Annotated in this window: 20 protein-coding genes; 3 read left to right on the top strand and 17 right to left on the bottom strand. The window is 69.7% G+C overall.

Annotated elements, in window-relative coordinates; translation table 11 throughout:
• The first annotated feature begins 11 nt into the window (after nucleotides 1–11).
• Nucleotides 12–317: a SemiSWEET transporter gene (locus EZ242_RS10055; RefSeq protein ID WP_135285036.1), complete on the top strand. Its 306-nt coding sequence runs from the start codon at nucleotides 12–14 to the stop codon at nucleotides 315–317.
• Here EZ242_RS10055 and EZ242_RS10050 read toward each other — a convergent pair.
• Nucleotides 280–537: a hypothetical protein gene (locus EZ242_RS10050; RefSeq protein WP_135285035.1), complete on the bottom strand. Its 258-nt coding sequence runs from the start codon at nucleotides 535–537 to the stop codon at nucleotides 280–282. The two genes, EZ242_RS10055 and EZ242_RS10050, sit on opposite strands and share 38 nt — an antisense overlap.
• Before the next feature lie 135 nt (nucleotides 538–672).
• Between EZ242_RS10050 and EZ242_RS10045 the strand changes: the two genes are divergently transcribed.
• Entirely contained in the window at nucleotides 673–2,490 is a 1,818-nt protein-coding gene (locus EZ242_RS10045) for a sensor histidine kinase (RefSeq protein WP_167784706.1), read from the top strand.
• Nucleotides 2,491–2,543: 53 nt separating this feature from the next.
• Here EZ242_RS10045 and EZ242_RS10040 read toward each other — a convergent pair whose 3' ends face one another.
• Genes EZ242_RS10040 through EZ242_RS09975 form a run of 14 tightly spaced genes read right to left on the bottom strand, consistent with a single transcriptional unit; the run spans nucleotide 2,544 to nucleotide 15,047 of the window.
• Nucleotides 2,544–2,960 (bottom strand): YkvA family protein, encoded by a 417-nt coding sequence (locus EZ242_RS10040; protein WP_135285033.1) that lies wholly within the window; start codon nucleotides 2,958–2,960, stop codon nucleotides 2,544–2,546.
• A 2-nt stretch (nucleotides 2,961–2,962) separates the two neighbouring features.
• Complete coding sequence (locus EZ242_RS10035) at nucleotides 2,963–3,634, bottom strand: HAD family hydrolase (RefSeq protein WP_135285032.1); 672 nt, start codon at nucleotides 3,632–3,634, stop codon at nucleotides 2,963–2,965.
• Entirely contained in the window at nucleotides 3,631–4,038 is a 408-nt protein-coding gene (locus EZ242_RS10030; protein WP_135285031.1) for a YchJ family protein, read from the bottom strand. The genes EZ242_RS10035 and EZ242_RS10030 overlap by 4 nt, the downstream gene beginning before the upstream one ends.
• Nucleotides 4,039–4,041: 3 nt before the next feature.
• Nucleotides 4,042–5,502: a TrkH family potassium uptake protein gene (locus EZ242_RS10025; protein ID WP_135285030.1), complete on the bottom strand. Its 1,461-nt coding sequence runs from the start codon at nucleotides 5,500–5,502 to the stop codon at nucleotides 4,042–4,044.
• A 9-nt stretch (nucleotides 5,503–5,511) separates the two neighbouring features.
• Nucleotides 5,512–6,906 carry a Trk system potassium transporter TrkA gene (gene trkA / locus EZ242_RS10020; RefSeq protein ID WP_135285029.1) on the bottom strand — a complete coding sequence of 465 codons (1,395 nt, stop codon included), beginning with the start codon at nucleotides 6,904–6,906 and terminating at the stop codon, nucleotides 5,512–5,514.
• Nucleotides 6,903–8,030 carry an acyl-CoA dehydrogenase family protein gene (locus EZ242_RS10015; protein WP_135285028.1) on the bottom strand — a complete coding sequence of 376 codons (1,128 nt, stop codon included), beginning with the start codon at nucleotides 8,028–8,030 and terminating at the stop codon, nucleotides 6,903–6,905. The genes trkA and EZ242_RS10015 overlap by 4 nt, the downstream gene beginning before the upstream one ends.
• 3 nt (nucleotides 8,031–8,033) lie before the next feature.
• Entirely contained in the window at nucleotides 8,034–8,702 is a 669-nt protein-coding gene (locus EZ242_RS10010; protein ID WP_135285027.1) for an SDR family oxidoreductase, read from the bottom strand.
• A gap of 8 nt (nucleotides 8,703–8,710) precedes the next feature.
• Complete coding sequence (locus tag EZ242_RS10005; protein ID WP_135285026.1) at nucleotides 8,711–9,892, bottom strand: acetyl-CoA C-acyltransferase; 1,182 nt, start codon at nucleotides 9,890–9,892, stop codon at nucleotides 8,711–8,713.
• Nucleotides 9,885–10,406: a hypothetical protein gene (locus EZ242_RS10000; protein ID WP_135285025.1), complete on the bottom strand. Its 522-nt coding sequence runs from the start codon at nucleotides 10,404–10,406 to the stop codon at nucleotides 9,885–9,887. Before EZ242_RS10000 ends, EZ242_RS10005 begins: the two co-directional genes overlap by 8 nt.
• Entirely contained in the window at nucleotides 10,403–12,223 is a 1,821-nt protein-coding gene (gene aceK / locus EZ242_RS09995; RefSeq protein WP_135285024.1) for a bifunctional isocitrate dehydrogenase kinase/phosphatase, read from the bottom strand. The genes EZ242_RS10000 and aceK overlap by 4 nt, the downstream gene beginning before the upstream one ends.
• Before the next feature lie 10 nt (nucleotides 12,224–12,233).
• Entirely contained in the window at nucleotides 12,234–12,884 is a 651-nt protein-coding gene (gene can, locus EZ242_RS09990; RefSeq protein ID WP_135285554.1) for a carbonate dehydratase, read from the bottom strand.
• A gap of 21 nt (nucleotides 12,885–12,905) precedes the next feature.
• Nucleotides 12,906–14,084 (bottom strand): isovaleryl-CoA dehydrogenase, encoded by a 1,179-nt coding sequence (locus tag EZ242_RS09985; RefSeq protein ID WP_135285023.1) that lies wholly within the window; start codon nucleotides 14,082–14,084, stop codon nucleotides 12,906–12,908.
• Nucleotides 14,085–14,108: 24 nt separating this feature from the next.
• Nucleotides 14,109–14,573: a PaaI family thioesterase gene (locus EZ242_RS09980; protein ID WP_135285022.1), complete on the bottom strand. Its 465-nt coding sequence runs from the start codon at nucleotides 14,571–14,573 to the stop codon at nucleotides 14,109–14,111.
• Between the two features lie 45 nt (nucleotides 14,574–14,618).
• On the bottom strand, nucleotides 14,619–15,047 hold the full coding sequence (locus tag EZ242_RS09975; RefSeq protein WP_135285021.1) for a MerR family transcriptional regulator: 429 nt from the start codon (nucleotides 15,045–15,047) through the stop codon (nucleotides 14,619–14,621).
• Between the two features lie 117 nt (nucleotides 15,048–15,164).
• Here EZ242_RS09975 and EZ242_RS09970 point away from each other — a divergent pair, with 117 nt between their 5' ends.
• A complete protein-coding gene (locus tag EZ242_RS09970) occupies nucleotides 15,165–16,220 on the top strand; it encodes an MBL fold metallo-hydrolase (protein ID WP_135285020.1) in 1,056 nt (351 codons plus the stop codon).
• A gap of 15 nt (nucleotides 16,221–16,235) precedes the next feature.
• Here the strand turns inward: EZ242_RS09970 and EZ242_RS09965 are convergent, their stop codons facing one another.
• Entirely contained in the window at nucleotides 16,236–17,138 is a 903-nt protein-coding gene (locus tag EZ242_RS09965; protein WP_135285019.1) for a M48 family metallopeptidase, read from the bottom strand.
• Entirely contained in the window at nucleotides 17,110–17,883 is a 774-nt protein-coding gene (locus tag EZ242_RS09960; protein ID WP_135285553.1) for a lysophospholipid acyltransferase family protein, read from the bottom strand. Before EZ242_RS09960 ends, EZ242_RS09965 begins: the two co-directional genes overlap by 29 nt.
• Between the last annotated feature and the right edge of the window lie 5 nt (nucleotides 17,884–17,888).

Below are 17,888 nucleotides of genomic sequence, written 5' to 3'. Positions count from 1 at the left end.
ATCCGCCGACCATGCCCGCGACCGACCTGATCGGCTACACCGCCGCTGCCCTCACCACCGTGTCCTTCGTTCCGCAGGTGTGGCAGACCTTCCGTTCGCGCGACGTGAGCGGCATTTCGCTGGCGATGTACAGCCTGTTCACCACCGGGATCGCCGCATGGCTGCTCTACGGCGTGCTGCAGGGGGTCTGGCCGCTGATCGTGGCCAACGGCATCACCCTGGCGCTGGCCTGCGCCGTCCTGGTGATGAAGCTGCGCTTCGGCTGCGGCGGCGCGAGGCCTACAACAGGACCGCCTGCAACCCGCGGCGAGTGCTGAAGGCCTGGTACTCGGACGGGCTGAGCACCACCGGGTCGCCCACCGGGTCGCTGCCGTCCAGGCGGGACATGCGCACCAGGTACCAGTCGGCGATGTCGCCATTGCGGATGACCGCTTCGCAGAGCCAGACCTGCCCGTGGTCGTCGCACTGCACCAGTCCCGGCCGGGGAAGCGACGGCGCGGCGGGGAAGGAAGGACTGGGACGGGAAGGGGACCGCATCGTGATGGGCTCCACAACAAATTTTTACGGCTGGGCCATATTAGGAACAACACTCCTACAAGCTTGTAGGACAAGGCCGCATGGCGATGCCGGCTCGCGCCGATGAGCAAGCCAGCTCGGATAGCATCGCCGGCGATGTCAGATCCTCCCGGCAGCCGGCCACTGCGGACCTATCTCATCCGGCTGGCGCTGCTGGGGCTGGTGCCGCTCGCCGTCTTCGCTGCCGTGGCGCTGTACATCGCGGCGCAGGTGCATCGCAACGAGCTGGCCCGCTCCACGCTGGACCTGTCGCGCGCCGTTGCCAGCGCGGTGCAGGCGGAGCAGGACGGGACCATGTCGGCACTGGCCAGCCTGTCGCGCTCACCCGAGCTGCTCAACGGTGATGTGCCCGGCTTCTATCGGCACGCCCGTCGCCTCATGGAAGTGCAGTTCGAGTGGAGCGCCATCACGCTGACGGACGCGCAGGGGCGCGTGCTGTTCTGGACCAGCATGCCCCTGGGCGAGCAGCCTGACACGCCGAACGAGCCGGCCAGCGTGCGGGCCGTGCTGCAGACCGGCCGCCCGGCCCTGGGGCCTGCGATCCGAAACGCCCAGGGCGAGCCCTCGTACGCGGTCCGCTACCCGGTGGTGCAGGACGGTCGGCTGCGGTACGTCCTGAGCGCGGTGATCACGCCGGAGCGGCTGCTGCGCATGCTGCAGCGCCAGCGCGTTCCTTCGGACTGGGTGATCGCCATCCTGGATCCGCAGCTGCGGGTGTTCGCCCGATCCCGCGGGCAGGAGCAGTACGCCCTGCGTGAAGCCACGCCGGCGCTGCGCCGACTGCTGTCCACCGGCAAGCGCGAAGGCAGCGGCATCGCGGCGGCGCAGGAAGGCAGTGCCGTCGTGACCGGCTTCAGCCGCACGCCGGATTCCAACTGGCTGGTGGCCGTCGGCGCGCCGACGACGCCCCTGGCGCAGGCCTTCACGCCGACGCTGGCGCTCTACGTCGCCGGCGTCCTCGTCTCGCTTATGATCTGCGCGGGGCTGGCGCTGCGCACGGCCCGGCGTGTCTCCGAGGACATCCGCGAGGTGGCGCAGGCTGCGACCGGCCTGGGCCAGGGGCAGCCCGTGGCGATCGTGCCGAGCCGGATCGCGGAGGTCGAGCGGCTCGGCGCCGCACTGCGCGACGCAAGCGGCAAGCTCCAGACCGCGCAGGCGGCACAAGGCGAGGCCCTGACGCAGGCCGAGGAAGCCGGCCGGGCCAAGGACGCGTTCCTGGCCATGCTGGGCCACGAGCTGCGCAACCCGTTGGCACCCATGGTGTCAGCCATGGACCTGCTCGACCTGCGCGCCGATCCGGCCTCGGCGCGCGAACGGGCGATCCTGCGTCGGCAGATGGACCACCTGCGCCGGCTGGTGGACGACCTGCTCGACGTGGCGCGCATCGCCCGCGGCCTGGTGGAGATCGCGCGCGAGCCGGTCGATCTCGCCGCCGAGCTGCGTGCTGCCGTGGAGGACCTGCGCGAGGCGCACGCCCTCGGGCCCGACCACCTGCGCTGGCACAGCGCGCTGGCGCAGGCCTGGATCGTCGGCGACGCGCAGCGGCTGGTGCAGGTGTTCTCCAACCTCATCGCCAACGCGCTGCGCCACGGCGGCGAGCGCCCGGTCACCGTGAGCCTGTCGCAGCAGGCCGGCATGTTCCGCATCGCCGTGGAGGACGAGGGCGACGGCATGAACGCCGGCACGCTCGCCCACGTGTTCGAGCCCTTCTACCAGTCCCCCGCGAGTCCGGCCGAGCGCCGCGGCGGCCTGGGCCTGGGCCTGGCCATCGTGCGGTCGATCGTCGAGGCGCATGGCGGCCGCGTGCTCGCGCACAGCGAAGGACTGGGCCAGGGCAGTTGCTTCGAGGTGCTGCTGTGGCCCTCGCAGGACCACGTGCACCAGGCGCAAGACCCGGTCGCGGCGAGCGACTGAGCACTGCGCGCACCGGGCTCGGTCAGCCGCTGCCGGACTGGTTCGCAGCGTCTTCAGCCCCACCAGGCCAGCTTGCCGGGCTCCAGCCACCACCACAGGGCCAGCCCCAGCGCGAGCCAGACCGCGAACACCAGCAGGGCGCCCTGCCAGACCGAGGGCTTGCGCCCGGTCAGCTGCATCCATTCGTCGGCCCGGGTGCGGCATTGCGCCAGCACCACCGGCGGAATGAGGCGCACCGCCAGCCAGATCAGCGCCGGCAGGAGCAGCACGTCGTCCACGTAGCCCAGGACCGGGATGAAGTCGGGCACCAGGTCGATCGGGCTGAGGGCATAGGCCACCACGATGAAGGCCAGCACCTTGGCCGCTCGCGGCGTGTCCGGATGCCGCAGCGCGAACCAGAGCGCGACGCCGTCTCGCTTCAGGCGCGCCGCCCAGGCCCGCAACCGCTCGGACAGACCCGCTTGCGCCATGCTCAGGCCACCCGCCGGGGCAGTTCGGCCAGGTCGGTGATGACCTCTGCGGCGCCGGCCGCGCGCAGGGCGGCGGGGGCGTCGTGCCCGGCCTCCGGCGGGCCATAGCCGATGACCGTGGCTCCCGCGGCAACCCCGGCGGTCACGCCCGTGACGGTGTCCTCCACGACCACGCATCGGCGCGGATCGGCCCCAAGCGATGCGGCGGCCGCGAGGTACACGTCCGGATGGGGCTTGGAGCGGGGCTGGTCGTGGCCGCTGAAGACGTGCCCCTCGAACCAGCGCAAGAGGCCCGTCTTGTGCAACTGCAGCCGGACCTTGAACAGGTCCGCGCCGGACGCGCAGGCGATGCGGCCGCCATAGAGGCGGTGCACGGCTTCGACCGCCTCGGGCGCGTGGCGGATCGGCACCAGCCTTTGCAGCAGGCCCTGGTTGCGGCGCTCGCGGAACTCGGCCAGCCAGGCTTCGGTGAGCGGCCGGCCGGTGTGCGCCTCGATGCGCGCGCGCTCGTCGCGCACGGCCTTGCCCACGAAGATGCGCATGCACTCCTGCGGCGTGAGCTTCCAGCCGCTTTCCTCCAGCATGTCGCGCAGCACGCCGTTGGTGATGGGCTCGCTGTCCACCAGCACGCCGTCGCAGTCGAACAGCACGGCCTCGAAACGCGGCGCGCTCACAGCAGATCCCCGTCGACGTAGAACCAGCGGCCGGCCTCGCGGCGAAAGCGGCTGCGCTCGTGCAGCCGCAGCGCCGGGCCGCTGCGCGGACGCGAACGGGCCACGAACTCGACTTCGGCCGTGTCGGCGGACGTGGCGCGGTGCGCGCGCAGCTCCAACCCCAGCCAGCGCTGCTGCGGATCGAGGGCCAGCTCGGACGGACGGGTGGAGGGGTGCCAGCTCGAAAGCAGGTAGGCGGCGTCGCCGAGCACGAAGGCGCTGTAGCGCGATCGCATCAGCGCTTGCGCGTCGGCGGCATCGCGCGTGCCGTGCAGCGCGGGGCCGCAGCAGTCGCCCAGGGCGAGCGCATGGCCCCGCGCATCACGGCGTCCACAGGGGCAAGGCGGGTGAGGGTCATGGAGCACGCGCTATTTTCGCCAGAAGGCCGCCGTGAAAAGTACCAGGACCGACAGGAGTTCGAGCCGGCCGAGCAGCATGGCAAAACTCAGCACCCAGAGCTGGAAGTCGGACAGGCCGGCGAAGTTGCCGGCGGGCCCCACTAGGCCCAGGCCCGGGCCGATGTTGTTGACGCAGACGATGACGGCCGAGAAGCCCGTGACCAGGTCCAGGCCCGAGAGCAGCAGCAGCATGGTCAGGCCCACGATGCTGGCGCCGTAGATCAGCATGTAGGCCAGCACGTTGGCGATGACCACCGGCGCCACCGTGGTGGCCCCCAGGGTGACGGGGTTGACCACCCGCGAGTGCAGGATGCGCACCAGTTCGCGGCGCGACTGCTTGACCAGCAGGATCATGCGGATCATCTTGATGCCGCCGCCGGTGGAGCCGGCGCAGGACGCAAAGCAGCCCAGGAAGATCAGCCACACCGGCGCGAACACCGGCCAGGCGGCGTAGTCGGTGGAGGCATAGCCCGTGGTCGTGGCCAGCGAGACGACCTGGAAGGCCGCCATGCGAAGCGCCTGCAGGAAGCTGCCGTAGACCTCGTGCTCCAGCAGCAGGACCGTGATGACGAGGATGGACAGCGCCAGCACCGCTGCATAGGCCTGCACTTCCTGGTCACGCAGCAGCGTGTTGAGCGACCGGTTGCGCCAGACGATGAAGTAGCGCGCGAAGCTCACGCCCGACAGCGCCATGAAGACGATGGCCACCAGCTCGATGGCGGGCGAATCGAAGTAGCCGAAGCTCGCGTCGTGCGAGGAGAAGCCACCCAGCCCCATGGTGCTGCACATGTGCATGAAGGCGTCGGCCCAGCTCATGCCGGCCCAGCGATAGCACAGGAGGCACAGGACGGACAGCACGAAGTACACCGTCCACAGCCCGCGGGCCGTCTCCGCGATGCGCGGCGTGAGCTTGGATTCCTTCAGTGGCCCGGGTGCCTCGGCCCGGTACAGCTGCATGCCGCCCAGGCCCAGCAGTGGAAGCACCGCCACCACCAGCAGGATGATGCCCAGGCCCCCGATGTACTGCAGGAAGCATCGCCACACGTTCACCGAGGTCGGCAGATGGTCCAGCCCCACCAGCGCGGTGGCACCGGTCGCCGTGAGCGCGCTCATGGACTCGAAATAGGCGCGCGCCAGGTTCACGTCCGGGACGGTGAACATGAGCGGCACCGCGGCGCAGGCCGGCAGCAGCACCCACACAAGCGTGACCAGCAGGAAGCCGTCCTTGGGCTGCAGTTCGCGGCGCCAGCGGTGCACCGCCACGCCCAGGGCCAGGCCGGCGGCGAGGGTGAGCACGAAGCCGCCGACCCAGACGTTGCGAAGCACCGGCTCGTCCAGCGCCAGCGCCCAGATGAGCGGCACCAGGAAAGCGAGCGAGAAGCCCACCAGCACGCGCGAGACCAGCACCAGGACCGGGCCGAACAGGTTCATGGGTCGGCGTCAGAAGAAGGTGGCGCTGACCTGGAACATGCGCTCGACTTCGCGGACCTGGCGTTTGTGCGGAATGAAGATCACGAGGTGGTCGTCGGTCTCGATGACCAGGTCGTGCGCCGGCATCAGCACCTCCACCGCCGGCTCCTCGCCACGCACCACCATGCCGACCCGCACGCCGCGCGGCAGCGCGGTCTCGATCTGTTCAACCGTGCGGCCCACCAGTTTGGAGGTGCGTGCATCCCCGCGCGCCACCCCCTCCAGGGCCTCGGCGGCGCCGCGGCGCAGGCTGTGCACCGCCACCACGTCGCCGCGCCGCACGTGCGCCAGCAGTTCGCCGATGACGGTCTGCGCCGGCGAGACGGCGATGTCGATGGTGCCGCCCTGGATCAGCTCGGCATAGGCGCGCCGGTTGATCAGCGACAGGACGCGCCGCGCGCCCAGCCGCTTGGCGAGCATGGCCGAGAGGATGTTGTCTTCGTCGTCGCTGGTGAGCGCGAGGAAGAAGTCCATGCTGGCGACGTTCTCGTCGGCCTGCAGTTCCTCGTCGGTGGCATCGCCGTGCAGCACCAGCACCTCGCCCGGCAGCTCGGTGGCCAGGCGCTGGCAGGCGAGCTCGTTGCGCTCGATCAGCTTGATCTCGCACTGGCCGGCCAGGCGGCGCGCGAGGCGCGAGCCGACGTTGCCGCCGCCGGCCAGCATCACCCGGCGCACCGGCTGGTCGGTGCCGTGGATGGCCTGCAGCACGTGGCGCAGCCGGTCGCGCTCGGCGAGCATGAAGACCTCGTCACCCGCGCGCATGCGGGTGTCGGCCTCGCAGACCAGTTCGGACTCCCGGCGGTAGATGGCCACCACGCGCATGGGGGCATCCGGAAAGCGCCGGCGGAAGTCACCGATGGTGCAGTCCTCCAGCGCACTGCCCCGCAGCACCCGCACCGCCACCAGGTGTGCGCGGCCCTGTCCGAACTCCAGGACCTGGAGCGCCTCGGGATAGTCGATCAGCTTCTGGATGTAGCGGACGATCGATTCCTCGGGGCAGATCACGTGATCGACCGCGAAGCCGTCGCGTCCGAGCAGCTCGTCGCCCTCCTGGAACTGCGCGGAGCGCAGGCGCGCCACGGTGGTGGGCACGTTGAAGCGTTCGTGCGCGACCTTGCAGGCCACGAGGTTGGTTTCGTCCCGGGTGGCGCAGGCCACCAGCATGTCGGCGTCGCGCATGCCGGCACGCTCCATCACGTCCGGGTGGATGCCGTTGCCGGCGACGCCGCGCAGGTCCAGCCGCTCCTCCAGCCAGCGCAGGCGCTGCGGGTCGGGGTCGATGACGGTGATGTCGTTGCGCTCGGAGACCAGGCTCTCGGCCACGCTCTCGCCCACGCGGCCGGCGCCCAGGACGACGATTCTCATAGGGCCCGCTGGATGATGATCTTCTGCACGTCGGACGTGCCTTCGTAGATCTGGCACACGCGCACGTCGCGCCAGATCCGCTCGACCGGAAAGTCGTTCACGTAACCATAGCCGCCCAGGGTCTGGATGGCCATGCTGCACACGCGCTCGGCCATCTCGCTGGCAAAGAGCTTGGCCATGGCTGCCTCCTTCAGGCAGGGCCGCTCCGCGTCGCGCAGGCTGGCGGCGTGCCAGATCAGCTGGCGCGCCGCCTCCAGTTGCGTGGCGGCGTCGGCCAGCCGGAAACCCACGGCCTGGTGGTTGAAGATGGCCGTGCCGAAGGCCTCGCGTTCGCGGGCATAGGCCAGCGCCACCTCGTAGGCGCTGCGCGCCATGCCCAGGCTCTGCGCCGCGATGCCGATGCGCCCTCCCTCCAGCGCGCTCAGCGCGATGCGGTAGCCCTCGCCTTCCTGGCCGATCAGGTGGTCCGCCGGCACGCGGCAGTCCTCGAAGCGGATCTGCGCCGTGTCGCTGGAATGCTGGCCCACCTTGTCCTCCAGGCGCGCAACCACGTAGCCCGGCGTGCGGGTGGGCACCACGAAAGCACTCATGCCCTTCTTGCCCGCGCCGCGGTCGGTGACGGCGATGACGATGGCCAGGTCACCGTGCTTGCCGGAGGTGATGAACTGCTTGACGCCGTCGATGACCCATTCGTCGCCCTCGCGCCGGGCGGTGGTGCGCAAGGCCGAGGCGTCGCTGCCGACGTGGGGCTCGGTCAGGCAGAAGGCCCCCAGCAGCTCGCCCTGCGCGAGCGGCACCAGCCAGCGCTGCTGCTGCTCAGGGCTTGCGTAGCGCATGAGGATGGCATTGACCGGGCAGTTGGTCACGCTGATGGCCGTGCTGGTGCCGCCGTCGCCGGCGGCGATCTCCTCGAGCACGAGCGCCAGGCTCACGTAGTCCAGGCCGGCGCCGCCCAGCTCCTGCGGCACCACCACCCCGTAGGCGCCCAGCGCCGCGAGGCCGCGGTGCGCCTCGCGCGGAAAGGTGTGCTCGCGGTCCCAGCGGGCGGCCTGCGGCCAGAGCTGCTCCTGGGCGAAGGCACGCACGGCGTCGCGGATCATTTCCTGGTCGGGGCTCAGCAGCATGGATCACCAGCTCTCAAAACGTCGGCCATCGTAGTCGAGGAAGGCGCCCCGCTGCGCCGGCCCGGCCGCGGCCAGCGTGGCACGCAGGGCCGAGACGCTCTGCGAAACGTCCAGCGGGGCCGAGGGTCCGCCCATGTCGGTGCGCACCCAGCCCGGGCTGAGCGCCAGCAGCACGGCTCGCGGATAGTCGTGCGCCGCGGCGGCGACGACCATGTTCAGCGCCGCCTTGCTGGTGCGGTACACCCAGCCGTAGCTGGAACGCGTGGTGCCGATGCAGCCCATCTGGCTGCTGATGAAGCCGAAGCGGCCCTGCGCCGCCTCCACCAGCGGCGCCACCACCGGGATCAGCTGCATGGCGCCGAGCACGTTGGCATGCATCACGCGATCGAAGGCCTCGCGCGCGGGCGGCACCGTGGCGCCGTCGGTGCTGTAGACGCCCGCCACGTACAGGGCGACGTCGAGCTTCTCGCCGTCGAGTTGCCAGCCCAGGCCGCTGACGCTGGAGGCGTCGGTGACGTCCAGCCGCAGGGCCTGCGCCCCCACCGCCTGCAGGCGCGCCAGCCCGTCGTCGCTGCGCGCGGTGGCGATCACGCGGGCGCCCTCGGCGGCGTACTGGCGCGCGAACTCCAGCCCGATGCCGCGGGAGGCGCCGATCACCAGCACCGTCGCCATGGCGGACTTCAGAGCAGCTCGATGGCCATCGCCGTGGCTTCGCCGCCGCCGATGCACAGCGTCGCAACGCCGCGCCGGCCGCCGCGCGCCTGCAGCGCGTGGATCAGGGTCACGAGGATGCGCGCGCCGGAGGCGCCGATGGGGTGGCCCAGCGCGCAGGCGCCGCCGTTCACGTTCACGATGTCGTGCGGCACTTTCAACTCCGCCATGAGGGCCATGGGCACGACCGCGAAGGCCTCGTTGACCTCCCACAGGTCCACCTCGCCCACCTTCCAGCCCGTGCGCGCGAGCAGCTTCTGCGTGGCGCCGACCGGCGCGGTGGTGAACCAGTTGGGTTCCTGCGCGTGCATGGCGTGGCCGACGATGCGCGCCAGTGGCCGCGCGCCCATGCGCTGCGCGGTGGCCTCGCTCATCATGACCAGCGCCGCGGCGCCGTCGTTGATGCTGGAGCTGGAGGCGGCGGTGATGGTGCCGTCCTTCTTGAAGGCCGGCTTGAGCGTCGCGATCTTGTCCAGCTTGACCTTGCCGGGGCCTTCGTCGGTGCTCACCACCGTGTCGCCGGCGCGCGTGGTGACGGTGACCGGCGTGATCTCGCGCGCGAAGGCGCCCGATTCGGTGGCCGCCTTGGCACGCTGCACGCTGGCGATGGCGAAGGCGTCCTGCGCCTCGCGCGTGAACTGGTATTTGGCCGCGCAGTCCTCGCCGAAGGTGCCCATGGAGCGGCCCGGCTCGTAGGCGTCTTCCAGGCCGTCGAGCATCATGTGGTCGTAGACCTTGTCGTGGCCCATGCGGTAGCCGCCGCGGCCCTTGAGCAGCAGGTAGGGCGCGTTGGTCATGCTTTCCATGCCCCCGGCGATCATGACCTCGTGGCTGCCGGCCAGCAGCATGTCGTGGGCCAGCATGGCGGCCTTCATGCCCGAGCCGCACATCTTGGACAGCGTGACCGCGCCCGTGCCCTTGGGCAGCCCACCCTTGAAGGCGGCCTGGCGCGCGGGCGCCTGGCCCTGGCCGGCCATGAGGCAGTTGCCGAACAGCACCTCGCCCACGGCATCGGCCGGGATGCCGGCCCGTTCGACGGCCGCGCGGATGGCGGCGCCGCCGAGGTCGTGCGCGGCGAGCGGGGCGAAGTCGCCCTGGAAGCTGCCCATGGGGGTGCGGGCGGCGCTGGCGATGACGATGGAATCAGGCATGGGGAACTCCTTCCGTGAATCGGTGGGGAAAGAAAAGCGCGCCACCTTCTTCCTCGGCGACGCGTTGCAGGTAGGACTGGAACTCGGGGTCCTCGCCGCGCAGCAGCAGCGGCAGGGCGTTGCGGAAATCCTCGCGGCGGCACCATTCGCGCATGAAGTCGTCCCAGCTGTTCCAGCGGCGCCGCTCGGTTTCGCTCATGCGTTCCTTGTGAGCCACCAGGAACGCACGCTCGAACAGCGAGATGAGCATGTCGAAGATGACCAGCATGCGCTCGCGCTGCTCGGGCGTGGGGTTCAGCAAGGGCGCGGCGGTGCGCAGCTGCAGGTCGGGGTGGCGCAGCACCACCTTGAGGAAGTCGTTGTAGGCGTCCGCCAGGAGCTGGTAGGCCTCCTCTTCCTCGTTGTCCCGCTCCTTGCGCTGCTCCCAGGCGAAGAAGGCGATGGCTACCGGCAGGCCCAGTGCGGTGACGATGTAGCTGGCCAGTTCCCAGTCGTCGCGCGAAATCGTGATCATGCGGCCTGCTCCTCGCGCACCGGGGGGTGGTTTCCGAAGCGCTTGTCGGCATCGTAGGGAAAAACGTCGAAGACGTGGCCCGAGAGGATGCGCTCCTTGTGGCTTTGCCAGAAGGCCGGATCGAGCAGGTCCGCGTGGTGGCGCATGAAGACCTCGCGCACGGCGGGGTTGCCCAGGAGAAAGGGGCCGAAGGTCTCGGGGAAGACGTCGCGCGGGCCCACCGGCCACCAGACTTCACCGGACATCTCCTCCTCCTCGTTGCGCGGCGCGGGCACGCGGCGGAACTCGCAGTCGGTGAGGTATTCGATCTCGTCGTAGTCGTAGAAGACCACCTTGCCGTTGCGCGTGACGCCGAAGTTCTTCCACAGCATGTCGCCGGGAAAGATATTGGCCGCCACCAGGTCCTTGATGGCGTTGCCGTATTCGACGACGGCACGGTCCACCTGCTCGGCGGCGCCCGCGTCGAAGGCCTCCTGCAGGTAGATGTTCAGCGGGATCATGCGCCGCTCGATGTAGAGGTGCTTGATGATCACCTCCTCCTTGCCGTCGCCGTCGCGGTCGGAGATTTCCAGCTGGCTGGGCGCGTGGCGGCGGATCTCCTCGATCAGCTCGTCCTCGAAGCGCTCGCGGGCGAAGGCGACTTCGCTGTATTCCAGCGTGTCGGCCATGCGGCCCACGCGGTCGTGCTGCTTGACCAGCAGGTACTTGCCCTTGACCTGCTCGCGCGTGGTGTCCTTCTGCAGCGGGAAGTGGTCCTTGATGATCTTGAAGACGTAGGGAAAGGACGGCAGGTCGAACACCAGCATGACCATGCCCTTGATGCCCGGCGCGGTGCGGAACTTGTCGCTGGAGTGGCGCAGGTGGTACAGGAAGTCGCGGTAGAAGAGCGTCTTGCCCTGCTTGGCCAGCCCCAGTGCGTTGTAGATCTCCGCGCGCGGCTTGCGCGGCATGAGCGAGCGCAGGAACTGCACGTAGGCCGAGGGCACCTCCATGTCCACCATGAAGTAGGCCCGCGCGAAGGAAAAGAGCATCTGCAGCTCGTCCTCGCCGAAGAGGCAGGCGTCGATCACCAGCCGGCCTGCCTCCTCGTCCTCGCGATGCAGGATGGGAAGCGCGAAGGGCACCTCGTTGAAGCCGTTGATGATCTTGCCCACCACGTAGGCACCCTTGTTGCGGAAAAAGAGTGAGGAGAGCACCTGGATCTGGAAGTTGGCGCGCAGCTTCACCTGCGCCAGGCGCGCTGCCATGGCCTGCAGCACCCGGCCGGTGTCGCGCTGCAGGTCGTCGAAGGGGCACTGCAGGCGGAAGTTGTCGACGATGCGCACCAGCGTCTCGTGCAGCGTGTCGCGCGTGGGGTAGTAGGCGCGGTAGGTGGCGGTGGCGGCGGGCTCGTCGTTCTCGATGTACTCCGTGCTGACGGCGGGCCGCACGAAGATGAAGTCGTTGTGAAAGTAGGTGCGATGCAGGATCTTGGTGGTGACCGAGTTGAAGAAGGTCTCCGCCAGCTCCGGCTGGTGGTGCTCGATGAGCAGGCCGATGTAGTGCAGCTTGATCTGCTGCCACACCTCCATGGGCTGCTCGTGGGCGCGGAACTCGGTTTCGAGCCGCTGCGAGGCCTCGCGCACGCGAAGGTCGTAGAACTCGATGCGCTCGCGCTGGGCGCGCTGCTGGCCGTGCCAGTCGGACCGTTCGAAACGCTCCTTGGCGCGGGCCGACTCCAGCCGGAACAGCCGGTAGTGGCGGTCGAAGCCGTCCATCAGCGCCTGCGCGATCGCATAGGCGAGCGGCGAGTCCAGGCGCTGCGGAAAGACGGCCATCGGGACGGGTTCAGGCGCGGCGAACGCTCGCGACCATGTCGACGGCTTCGCGGTAGCAGGCGTCCAGCTGCTCGGCCCCGCTGGCGCTCATGCGCAGGTCCTTGAGCAGTCCGTCCGAGAGGCCATACACCCAGCCGTGCAGCGTCAGGGGCTGGCCCCGCGACCACGCGTCCTGCACCACGGTGGTCTGGGCCACGTTCACCACCTGCTCGATGACGTTGAGCTCGCACAGCGCGTCGCCCCGGTGCGCGGCAGGCACCTGGTCGAGCAGCGCACGATGGCGGTCCATCACGTCCTTGACGTGGCGCAGCCAGTTGTCGGCCAGGCCGACGCGCACGCCCTGCAGGGCCGCCAGCACGCCGCCGCAGCCGTAGTGGCCCACCACCATGAGGTGCTCGATCTTGAGCTGGTCCACCGCGAACTGCACGGTGGACAGGCAGTTGAGGTCCGTGGGCACGACCACGTTGGCCACGTTGCGGTGGACGAAGACCTCGCCCGGCTCCAGGCCGGTGATCTGGTTGGCCGGAACGCGCGAATCACTGCAGCCGATCCACATGTAGCGGGGTTTCTGCTGCGCTTTCAGCCGCGTGAAGAAGCCGGGCCGTTCGCGCTCCATCTGCGCAGCCCACTGGCGGTTGTGTTCGAAGAGGTCGTTGAGCATGGGTGCAGGGGTCACGGCGTCTCAGGCGGTTTCGGAGAAGAGCTCGCGTCCGATCAGCATGCGCCGGATCTCGCTGGTGCCGGCGCCGATCTCGTAGAGCTTGGCATCGCGCCACAGGCGCCCCAGGGGATAGTCGTTGATGTAGCCGTTGCCGCCGAAGACCTGGATGCCCTCGCCCGCCATCCAGGTGGCCTTTTCGGCGCACCACAGGATGACCGAGGCGCAGTCCTTGCGCACCTGGCGCACGTGGGCGTCGCCCAGCTGGTCCAGGTTCTTGCCGACCGTGTAGCAGAAGGCCCGCGCGGCCTGCAGCACGGTGTACATGTCCGCGAGCTTGCCCTGAATGAGCTGGAACTCGCCGATGCTCTGGCCGAACTGCTTGCGCTCGTGCACGTAGGGCACGACGTTGTCCATCACCGCCTGCATGATGCCGATGGGACCGGCGGCGAGCACGGCGCGCTCGTAGTCCAGGCCCGACATCAGCACCTTGGCGCCGCCGTTGAGTTCGCCCAGCACGTTCTCGGCGGGCACCTCCACGTCCTGGAACACCAGCTCGCCGGTGTGGCTGCCACGCATGCCCAGCTTGTCCAGCTTCTGCGCGACGGAGAAGCCGCGCATGCCTTTCTCGATCAGGAAGGCGGTGACCCCGCGCGCGCCCAGCTGCGGCTCGGTCTTGGCATAGACCACCAGGGTGTCGGCGTCGGGGCCGTTGGTGATCCACATCTTGCTGCCATTGAGGACGTAGTAGCCGCCCTTGTCCTCGGCCTTGAGCTTCATGGAGATGACGTCCGAACCCGCGCCCGGTTCGCTCATGGCCAGGGCGCCCACGTGCTCGCCGGAGATGAGGCGCGGCAGGTACTTGCGCTTTTGCGCCTCGCTGCCGTTGCGGTTGATCTGGTTGACGCAGAGGTTGGAATGCGCGCCGTAGGACAGGCCCACCGAGGCCGAGGCGCGCGAGATCTCCTCCATGGCCACCATGTGCGCGAGGTAGCCCATGTCGGCGCCGCCGAACTCCTGCGGCACGGTGACGCCCAGCACGCCGAGCTCGCCCATCTTGCGCCACAGGTCCATGGGGAACTGGTCGCTGCGATCGATCTCCGCCGCGCGGGGCGCGATCTCGTGGTCGGCGAAGGCGCGAACGGCGTCGCGCAGGGCGTCGATGTCGTCGCCGAGCTGGAAGTTCAGGCCGGGCAGGCTCATGGGCAAAGGCTCCCTGGAAAGGTTTCAGTGAAGGATGTTGTCGCGGCCGGTGACGGCCATGAGCGTGGCGCCCATGGTCGCAACCAGCTTCTCCCCGCCCTGCGCGTCGATGGCCCAGGCGCGGCCTTCCGTCACGGTGACGGTCCGGCCGGGCTTGACGACCTCGCCGCAGAGGCGAAAGCGCAGGCCCTGCGCGGGCGCGAGCAGGTTGATCTTGAACTCGATGGTGAGCACGCCCGCCTCGGCCGGCATCAGCGTGGAGCCGGCGTAGCCGCAGGCCGAGTCCAGCGCCGTGGCCAGCATGCCGGCGTGGATGAATCCGTGCTGCTGCGTGAGCGCCGTCGCATAGGGCAGCAAGAGGGTGACGCGGCCGGGCTCGATGGCGTGCAGCTGCGCGCCGATGGTGGCCATGGCCGCCTGCCGGGCAAAGCTGGCGCGCACGCGCGCTTCGAAGTGCGGGTCCTTGGGCTCGAAGCGCAGCGGTTCCATGGCGGGCCTGTGGTGGATTGCAGTGTGTTGACGTTGACGTAAACGTCAATTATGGCCGTTGACCTTGCGCCGGGGCGCGGCCTTGTCGGTGCGGGCAAGCAGGGCCCGGGCCTCCTTCTCGTGGGCCTTGACCTCGTCGAGGTTGGCCTGCAGGTCCGCCAGCTGCTCTTCCAGCTGCTTGCGGTGCTGGTCCAGGATGGCCAGGAACTTGCGCAGCTGCGGCCCGGTGTCCCGCGGGCTGTCGTACATGTCGATGAGCTCGCGGGCTTCGGACAAGGACAGGCCCAGCCGCTTGGCGCGCAGGGTGAGCTTCAGGCGCGTGCGGTCGCGCGCGCTGTAGAGCCGGTTGCGCCCGCCCGGGCCGGTGCGCTGCGGCTGCAGCAGGCCCATGTCCTCGTAGAAGCGCATGGCCCGCGTGGTGAGGTCGAACTCCTTCGCCAGGTCGCGGATGGTGTAGGTGACGGGTGTGGCCATCGAAGGTGGGGGCATGTGCTGCCGGGGACATCGGGCGCGAGGGGTGGCGCCTAGAATCGCGATTACATCTGACGTTTACGTCAACGTCAATCAGCGACGCCGACCCTGCCCCCTTCCATGAACGCCCTCGAACAGCAACTCACCTACCCCCTGGGCGACGCCCTGCCCGCCACCGGAACGACCATGGAGGTGGCGCCGGGCGTGCGCTGGGTGCGCATGGCGCTGCCCTTCGCGCTGGACCACATCAATCTCTGGCTGCTGCGCGACCGGCACGAAGGCCGCGAAGGCTGGACGGTGGTGGACTGCTGCATCGCGAAGGACGAGGCCAAGGCGCAGTGGGAGCAGGTGTTCGCCAGCGAGCTGCAGGGCCTGCCCGTGCTGCGCGTGATCGTCACGCACATGCACCCGGACCACATCGGCCTGGCGTCCTGGCTGTGCGAGCGCTGGAACTGCCGCCTCTGGATCAGCGCCACCGACTACTTCGCGGCGCGCGTTGCCTCGGCCAGCACCACGGGCTTCGGCGGGGAGGCGGCGGCCCGCTTCTTCTCCTCGCACGGCCTCACCGACCCCGCGGCGGTGGACAAGGTGCGGGCGCGCTCCAACTATTACGCGAGCATGGTGCCCAGCGTTCCGCGCGAGTTCGAGCGCCTGCGCGAGGACCGTGTGCTGGACATCGACGGCCGGCCGTGGCGCTGCATCGCGGGCTACGGGCATGCGCCCGAGCACATGTCCCTCTACTGCGAGCCGCTGGGCGTGCTGATTTCCGGCGACATGATGCTGCCGCGCATCTCCACCAACATCAGCGTGCAGGACCTGGAGCCCGAGTCCGACCCGCTGAGTGCCTTCCTGGCTTCAATCGAGCGCATGCGCGAGCTGCCGGCCGACACGCTGGTGCTGCCGTCGCATGGCAAGCCCTTCATCGGGCTGCACCGGCGCATCGAGCAGTTGCAGGACCACCATCGCGAGCGCCTGGCCGAGGTGCTGGAGGCCTGCCGGGCCGCGCCGCGCAGCGCGGCCGAGATGCTGCCGGTTCTGTTCAAGCGACCGCTGGACCTGCACCAGACCACCTTCGCCATGGGCGAAGCCATCGCCCACCTGCATGCCTTGTGGCGAAGCGGCCAGTTGCGCCGCGAAGCCGACGCCGACGGGGTGTGGCGCTTCGGGGTGCGCTGAGGCCTGCCCCGCCCCTCACCAGGGCGGCAGCGGTTCCGACTTGAGCTCGGCGCGCAGCTGCGCGTACTCGGGGACCAAGGTGCCCACGGTGTCCCAGAAGCGGGGGCTGTGGTCCATGACGCGCAAGTGGCTGAGCTCGTGCGCGACCACGTAGTCGATCACGGCCAGGCGGAACTGCACCAGCCGCCAGTGCAGCCGGATGGAGCCGTCGCTGCGGGCCGTTCCCCAGCGGGTGCCTGCATTGCTCAGGCTGAGCTTGCTCCAGCGCACACCGAGCCGGGCGGCGTAATGGTCCAGCCGGAGGGTGAAGATGCGCGTGGCCTGCCGCATGAGCCAGGCCTGCACCGCGTCGCGCACCTGGTCGGCGCTGGCGTGCTGCGGCAGCCCGACGTGCAGCGTGCGGCGGACGAGCCCCGGCAGGGTCTGCTCGTCCGTGCGCAGCACCGCGCCGACGCCGTCGAAGGCATGGCGCGGGTCCAGCACCACGATCACCGGCTCGCCCAGGAAGGAGACGGTGGCGCCGTCCTTCCATTCGATGCGCGCGGCCTCGCTGCGCTGGCTGCGATCGCGCAGCTCACCGAGCTTGCGCACGATCCAGGCCGCCTTCTTCTGGAGCGCGGCCTCGATCTCGTACAGCGGCACCCATTTGGGCGCGCTCACCACCAGGCCTTCGGCACCGACGGTGAAACCGATGTGGCGCCGCCGCGCGCGGCGCAGTTCGTAGGCGACGCGCACGCCCTCCAGCACCGCCTGGCGGTTGGCTCGCGGGTGCAGGAAGCGCACCGGCTCCAGCACCTGGTCCAGCGGCTCGGCGGGCGGAGCCGCGACCTGGGGTGGAGGTGGGGGTGGGACCGCCACCGGCTCGGGAGCCGGCGACGGATCGAACAGGTCAAGAGTGAGCTGCAGCAGCCGGTGCATCGCGCTCGGTCCTGACGTAGGCCTCGGGGTCCAGGCGGCGCATCTCGGCCTCGATCCAGGCCTCGACCTCGCGCATGAGTTCTTCCGGATCGCGGCCTTCGCTGGGCATGAGCGGGCCGATGGAGACATCGACCACGCCGGGTCGCTTGATGAAGGCCTTGCGGGGCCAGCACCGGGCGGAGGTGACCGCCACCGGGATCACCGGCGCGCCGGTGGCGACCGCCAGCCGCGTGCCGCCGCTCTTGTAGACGCCGGCCTGGCCGCGCGGAATCCGCGTGCCTTCCGGGAACATGATGATCCAGATGCCCTGGGCCAGCAGGCGCTTGCCTTGCGCGACCACCTTGCCGAAGGCCTTCGTGCGCTGGCCACGGTCGATGTGGATCATGTCCAGGCGGCCCATGGCCCAGCCGAAGAAGGGAACCTGGAGCAGCTCCTTCTTGAACACGTAGGCCAGCGGGTGCGGCATGAGCGTGGGCATGAGGAAGGTCTCGAAGGTGGACTGGTGCTTGACCAGCAGGATGGCCGGGCTGGTCTCGCCCTGGGGCAGGTGGGCCATGCCCGTGACGCGCACCTGGATCCCGAGGAGCACGCGCGCGCCGTCGATGGCCCAGCCCAGCCAGCGCGCGGCCATCCAGTACAGCGGAATGCCGCGCACGCGCAGCGAGGCGACCAGCATGATCAGGGCCCAGGGGATCACCGTGACCAGCATCCACAGGGCATGCAGAACGGAACGCAGGAAATTCAGCATCG

The sequence above is a fragment of the Ramlibacter rhizophilus genome, from assembly GCF_004681965.1.
Classification (GTDB): Bacteria; Pseudomonadota; Gammaproteobacteria; order Burkholderiales; family Burkholderiaceae_C; genus Ramlibacter; species Ramlibacter rhizophilus.
This window is presented reverse-complemented; position numbering and strand designations above follow the sequence as displayed.

Excerpts from the sequence above, each read along its gene's own strand:
- EZ242_RS10055 (WP_135285036.1), top strand. The coding sequence starts at position 12 with ATGCCCGCGACCGACCTGATCGGCTACACCGCCGCTGCCCTCACCACC.
- EZ242_RS10050 (WP_135285035.1), bottom strand. The coding sequence starts at position 537 with ATGCGGTCCCCTTCCCGTCCCAGTCCTTCCTTCCCCGCCGCGCCGTCG.
- EZ242_RS10045 (WP_167784706.1), top strand. The coding sequence starts at position 673 with ATGTCAGATCCTCCCGGCAGCCGGCCACTGCGGACCTATCTCATCCGG.
- EZ242_RS10040 (WP_135285033.1), bottom strand. The coding sequence starts at position 2,960 with ATGGCGCAAGCGGGTCTGTCCGAGCGGTTGCGGGCCTGGGCGGCGCGC.
- EZ242_RS10025 (WP_135285030.1), bottom strand. The coding sequence starts at position 5,502 with ATGAACCTGTTCGGCCCGGTCCTGGTGCTGGTCTCGCGCGTGCTGGTG.
- trkA (WP_135285029.1), bottom strand. The coding sequence starts at position 6,906 with ATGAGAATCGTCGTCCTGGGCGCCGGCCGCGTGGGCGAGAGCGTGGCC.
- EZ242_RS10015 (WP_135285028.1), bottom strand. The coding sequence starts at position 8,030 with ATGCTGCTGAGCCCCGACCAGGAAATGATCCGCGACGCCGTGCGTGCC.
- EZ242_RS10010 (WP_135285027.1), bottom strand. The coding sequence starts at position 8,702 with ATGGCGACGGTGCTGGTGATCGGCGCCTCCCGCGGCATCGGGCTGGAG.
- EZ242_RS10005 (WP_135285026.1), bottom strand. The coding sequence starts at position 9,892 with ATGCCTGATTCCATCGTCATCGCCAGCGCCGCCCGCACCCCCATGGGC.
- EZ242_RS10000 (WP_135285025.1), bottom strand. The coding sequence starts at position 10,406 with ATGATCACGATTTCGCGCGACGACTGGGAACTGGCCAGCTACATCGTC.
- aceK (WP_135285024.1), bottom strand. The coding sequence starts at position 12,223 with ATGGCCGTCTTTCCGCAGCGCCTGGACTCGCCGCTCGCCTATGCGATC.
- can (WP_135285554.1), bottom strand. The coding sequence starts at position 12,884 with ATGCTCAACGACCTCTTCGAACACAACCGCCAGTGGGCTGCGCAGATG.
- EZ242_RS09985 (WP_135285023.1), bottom strand. The coding sequence starts at position 14,084 with ATGAGCCTGCCCGGCCTGAACTTCCAGCTCGGCGACGACATCGACGCC.
- EZ242_RS09980 (WP_135285022.1), bottom strand. The coding sequence starts at position 14,573 with ATGGAACCGCTGCGCTTCGAGCCCAAGGACCCGCACTTCGAAGCGCGC.
- EZ242_RS09975 (WP_135285021.1), bottom strand. The coding sequence starts at position 15,047 with ATGGCCACACCCGTCACCTACACCATCCGCGACCTGGCGAAGGAGTTC.
- EZ242_RS09970 (WP_135285020.1), top strand. The coding sequence starts at position 15,165 with ATGAACGCCCTCGAACAGCAACTCACCTACCCCCTGGGCGACGCCCTG.
- EZ242_RS09965 (WP_135285019.1), bottom strand. The coding sequence starts at position 17,138 with ATGCACCGGCTGCTGCAGCTCACTCTTGACCTGTTCGATCCGTCGCCG.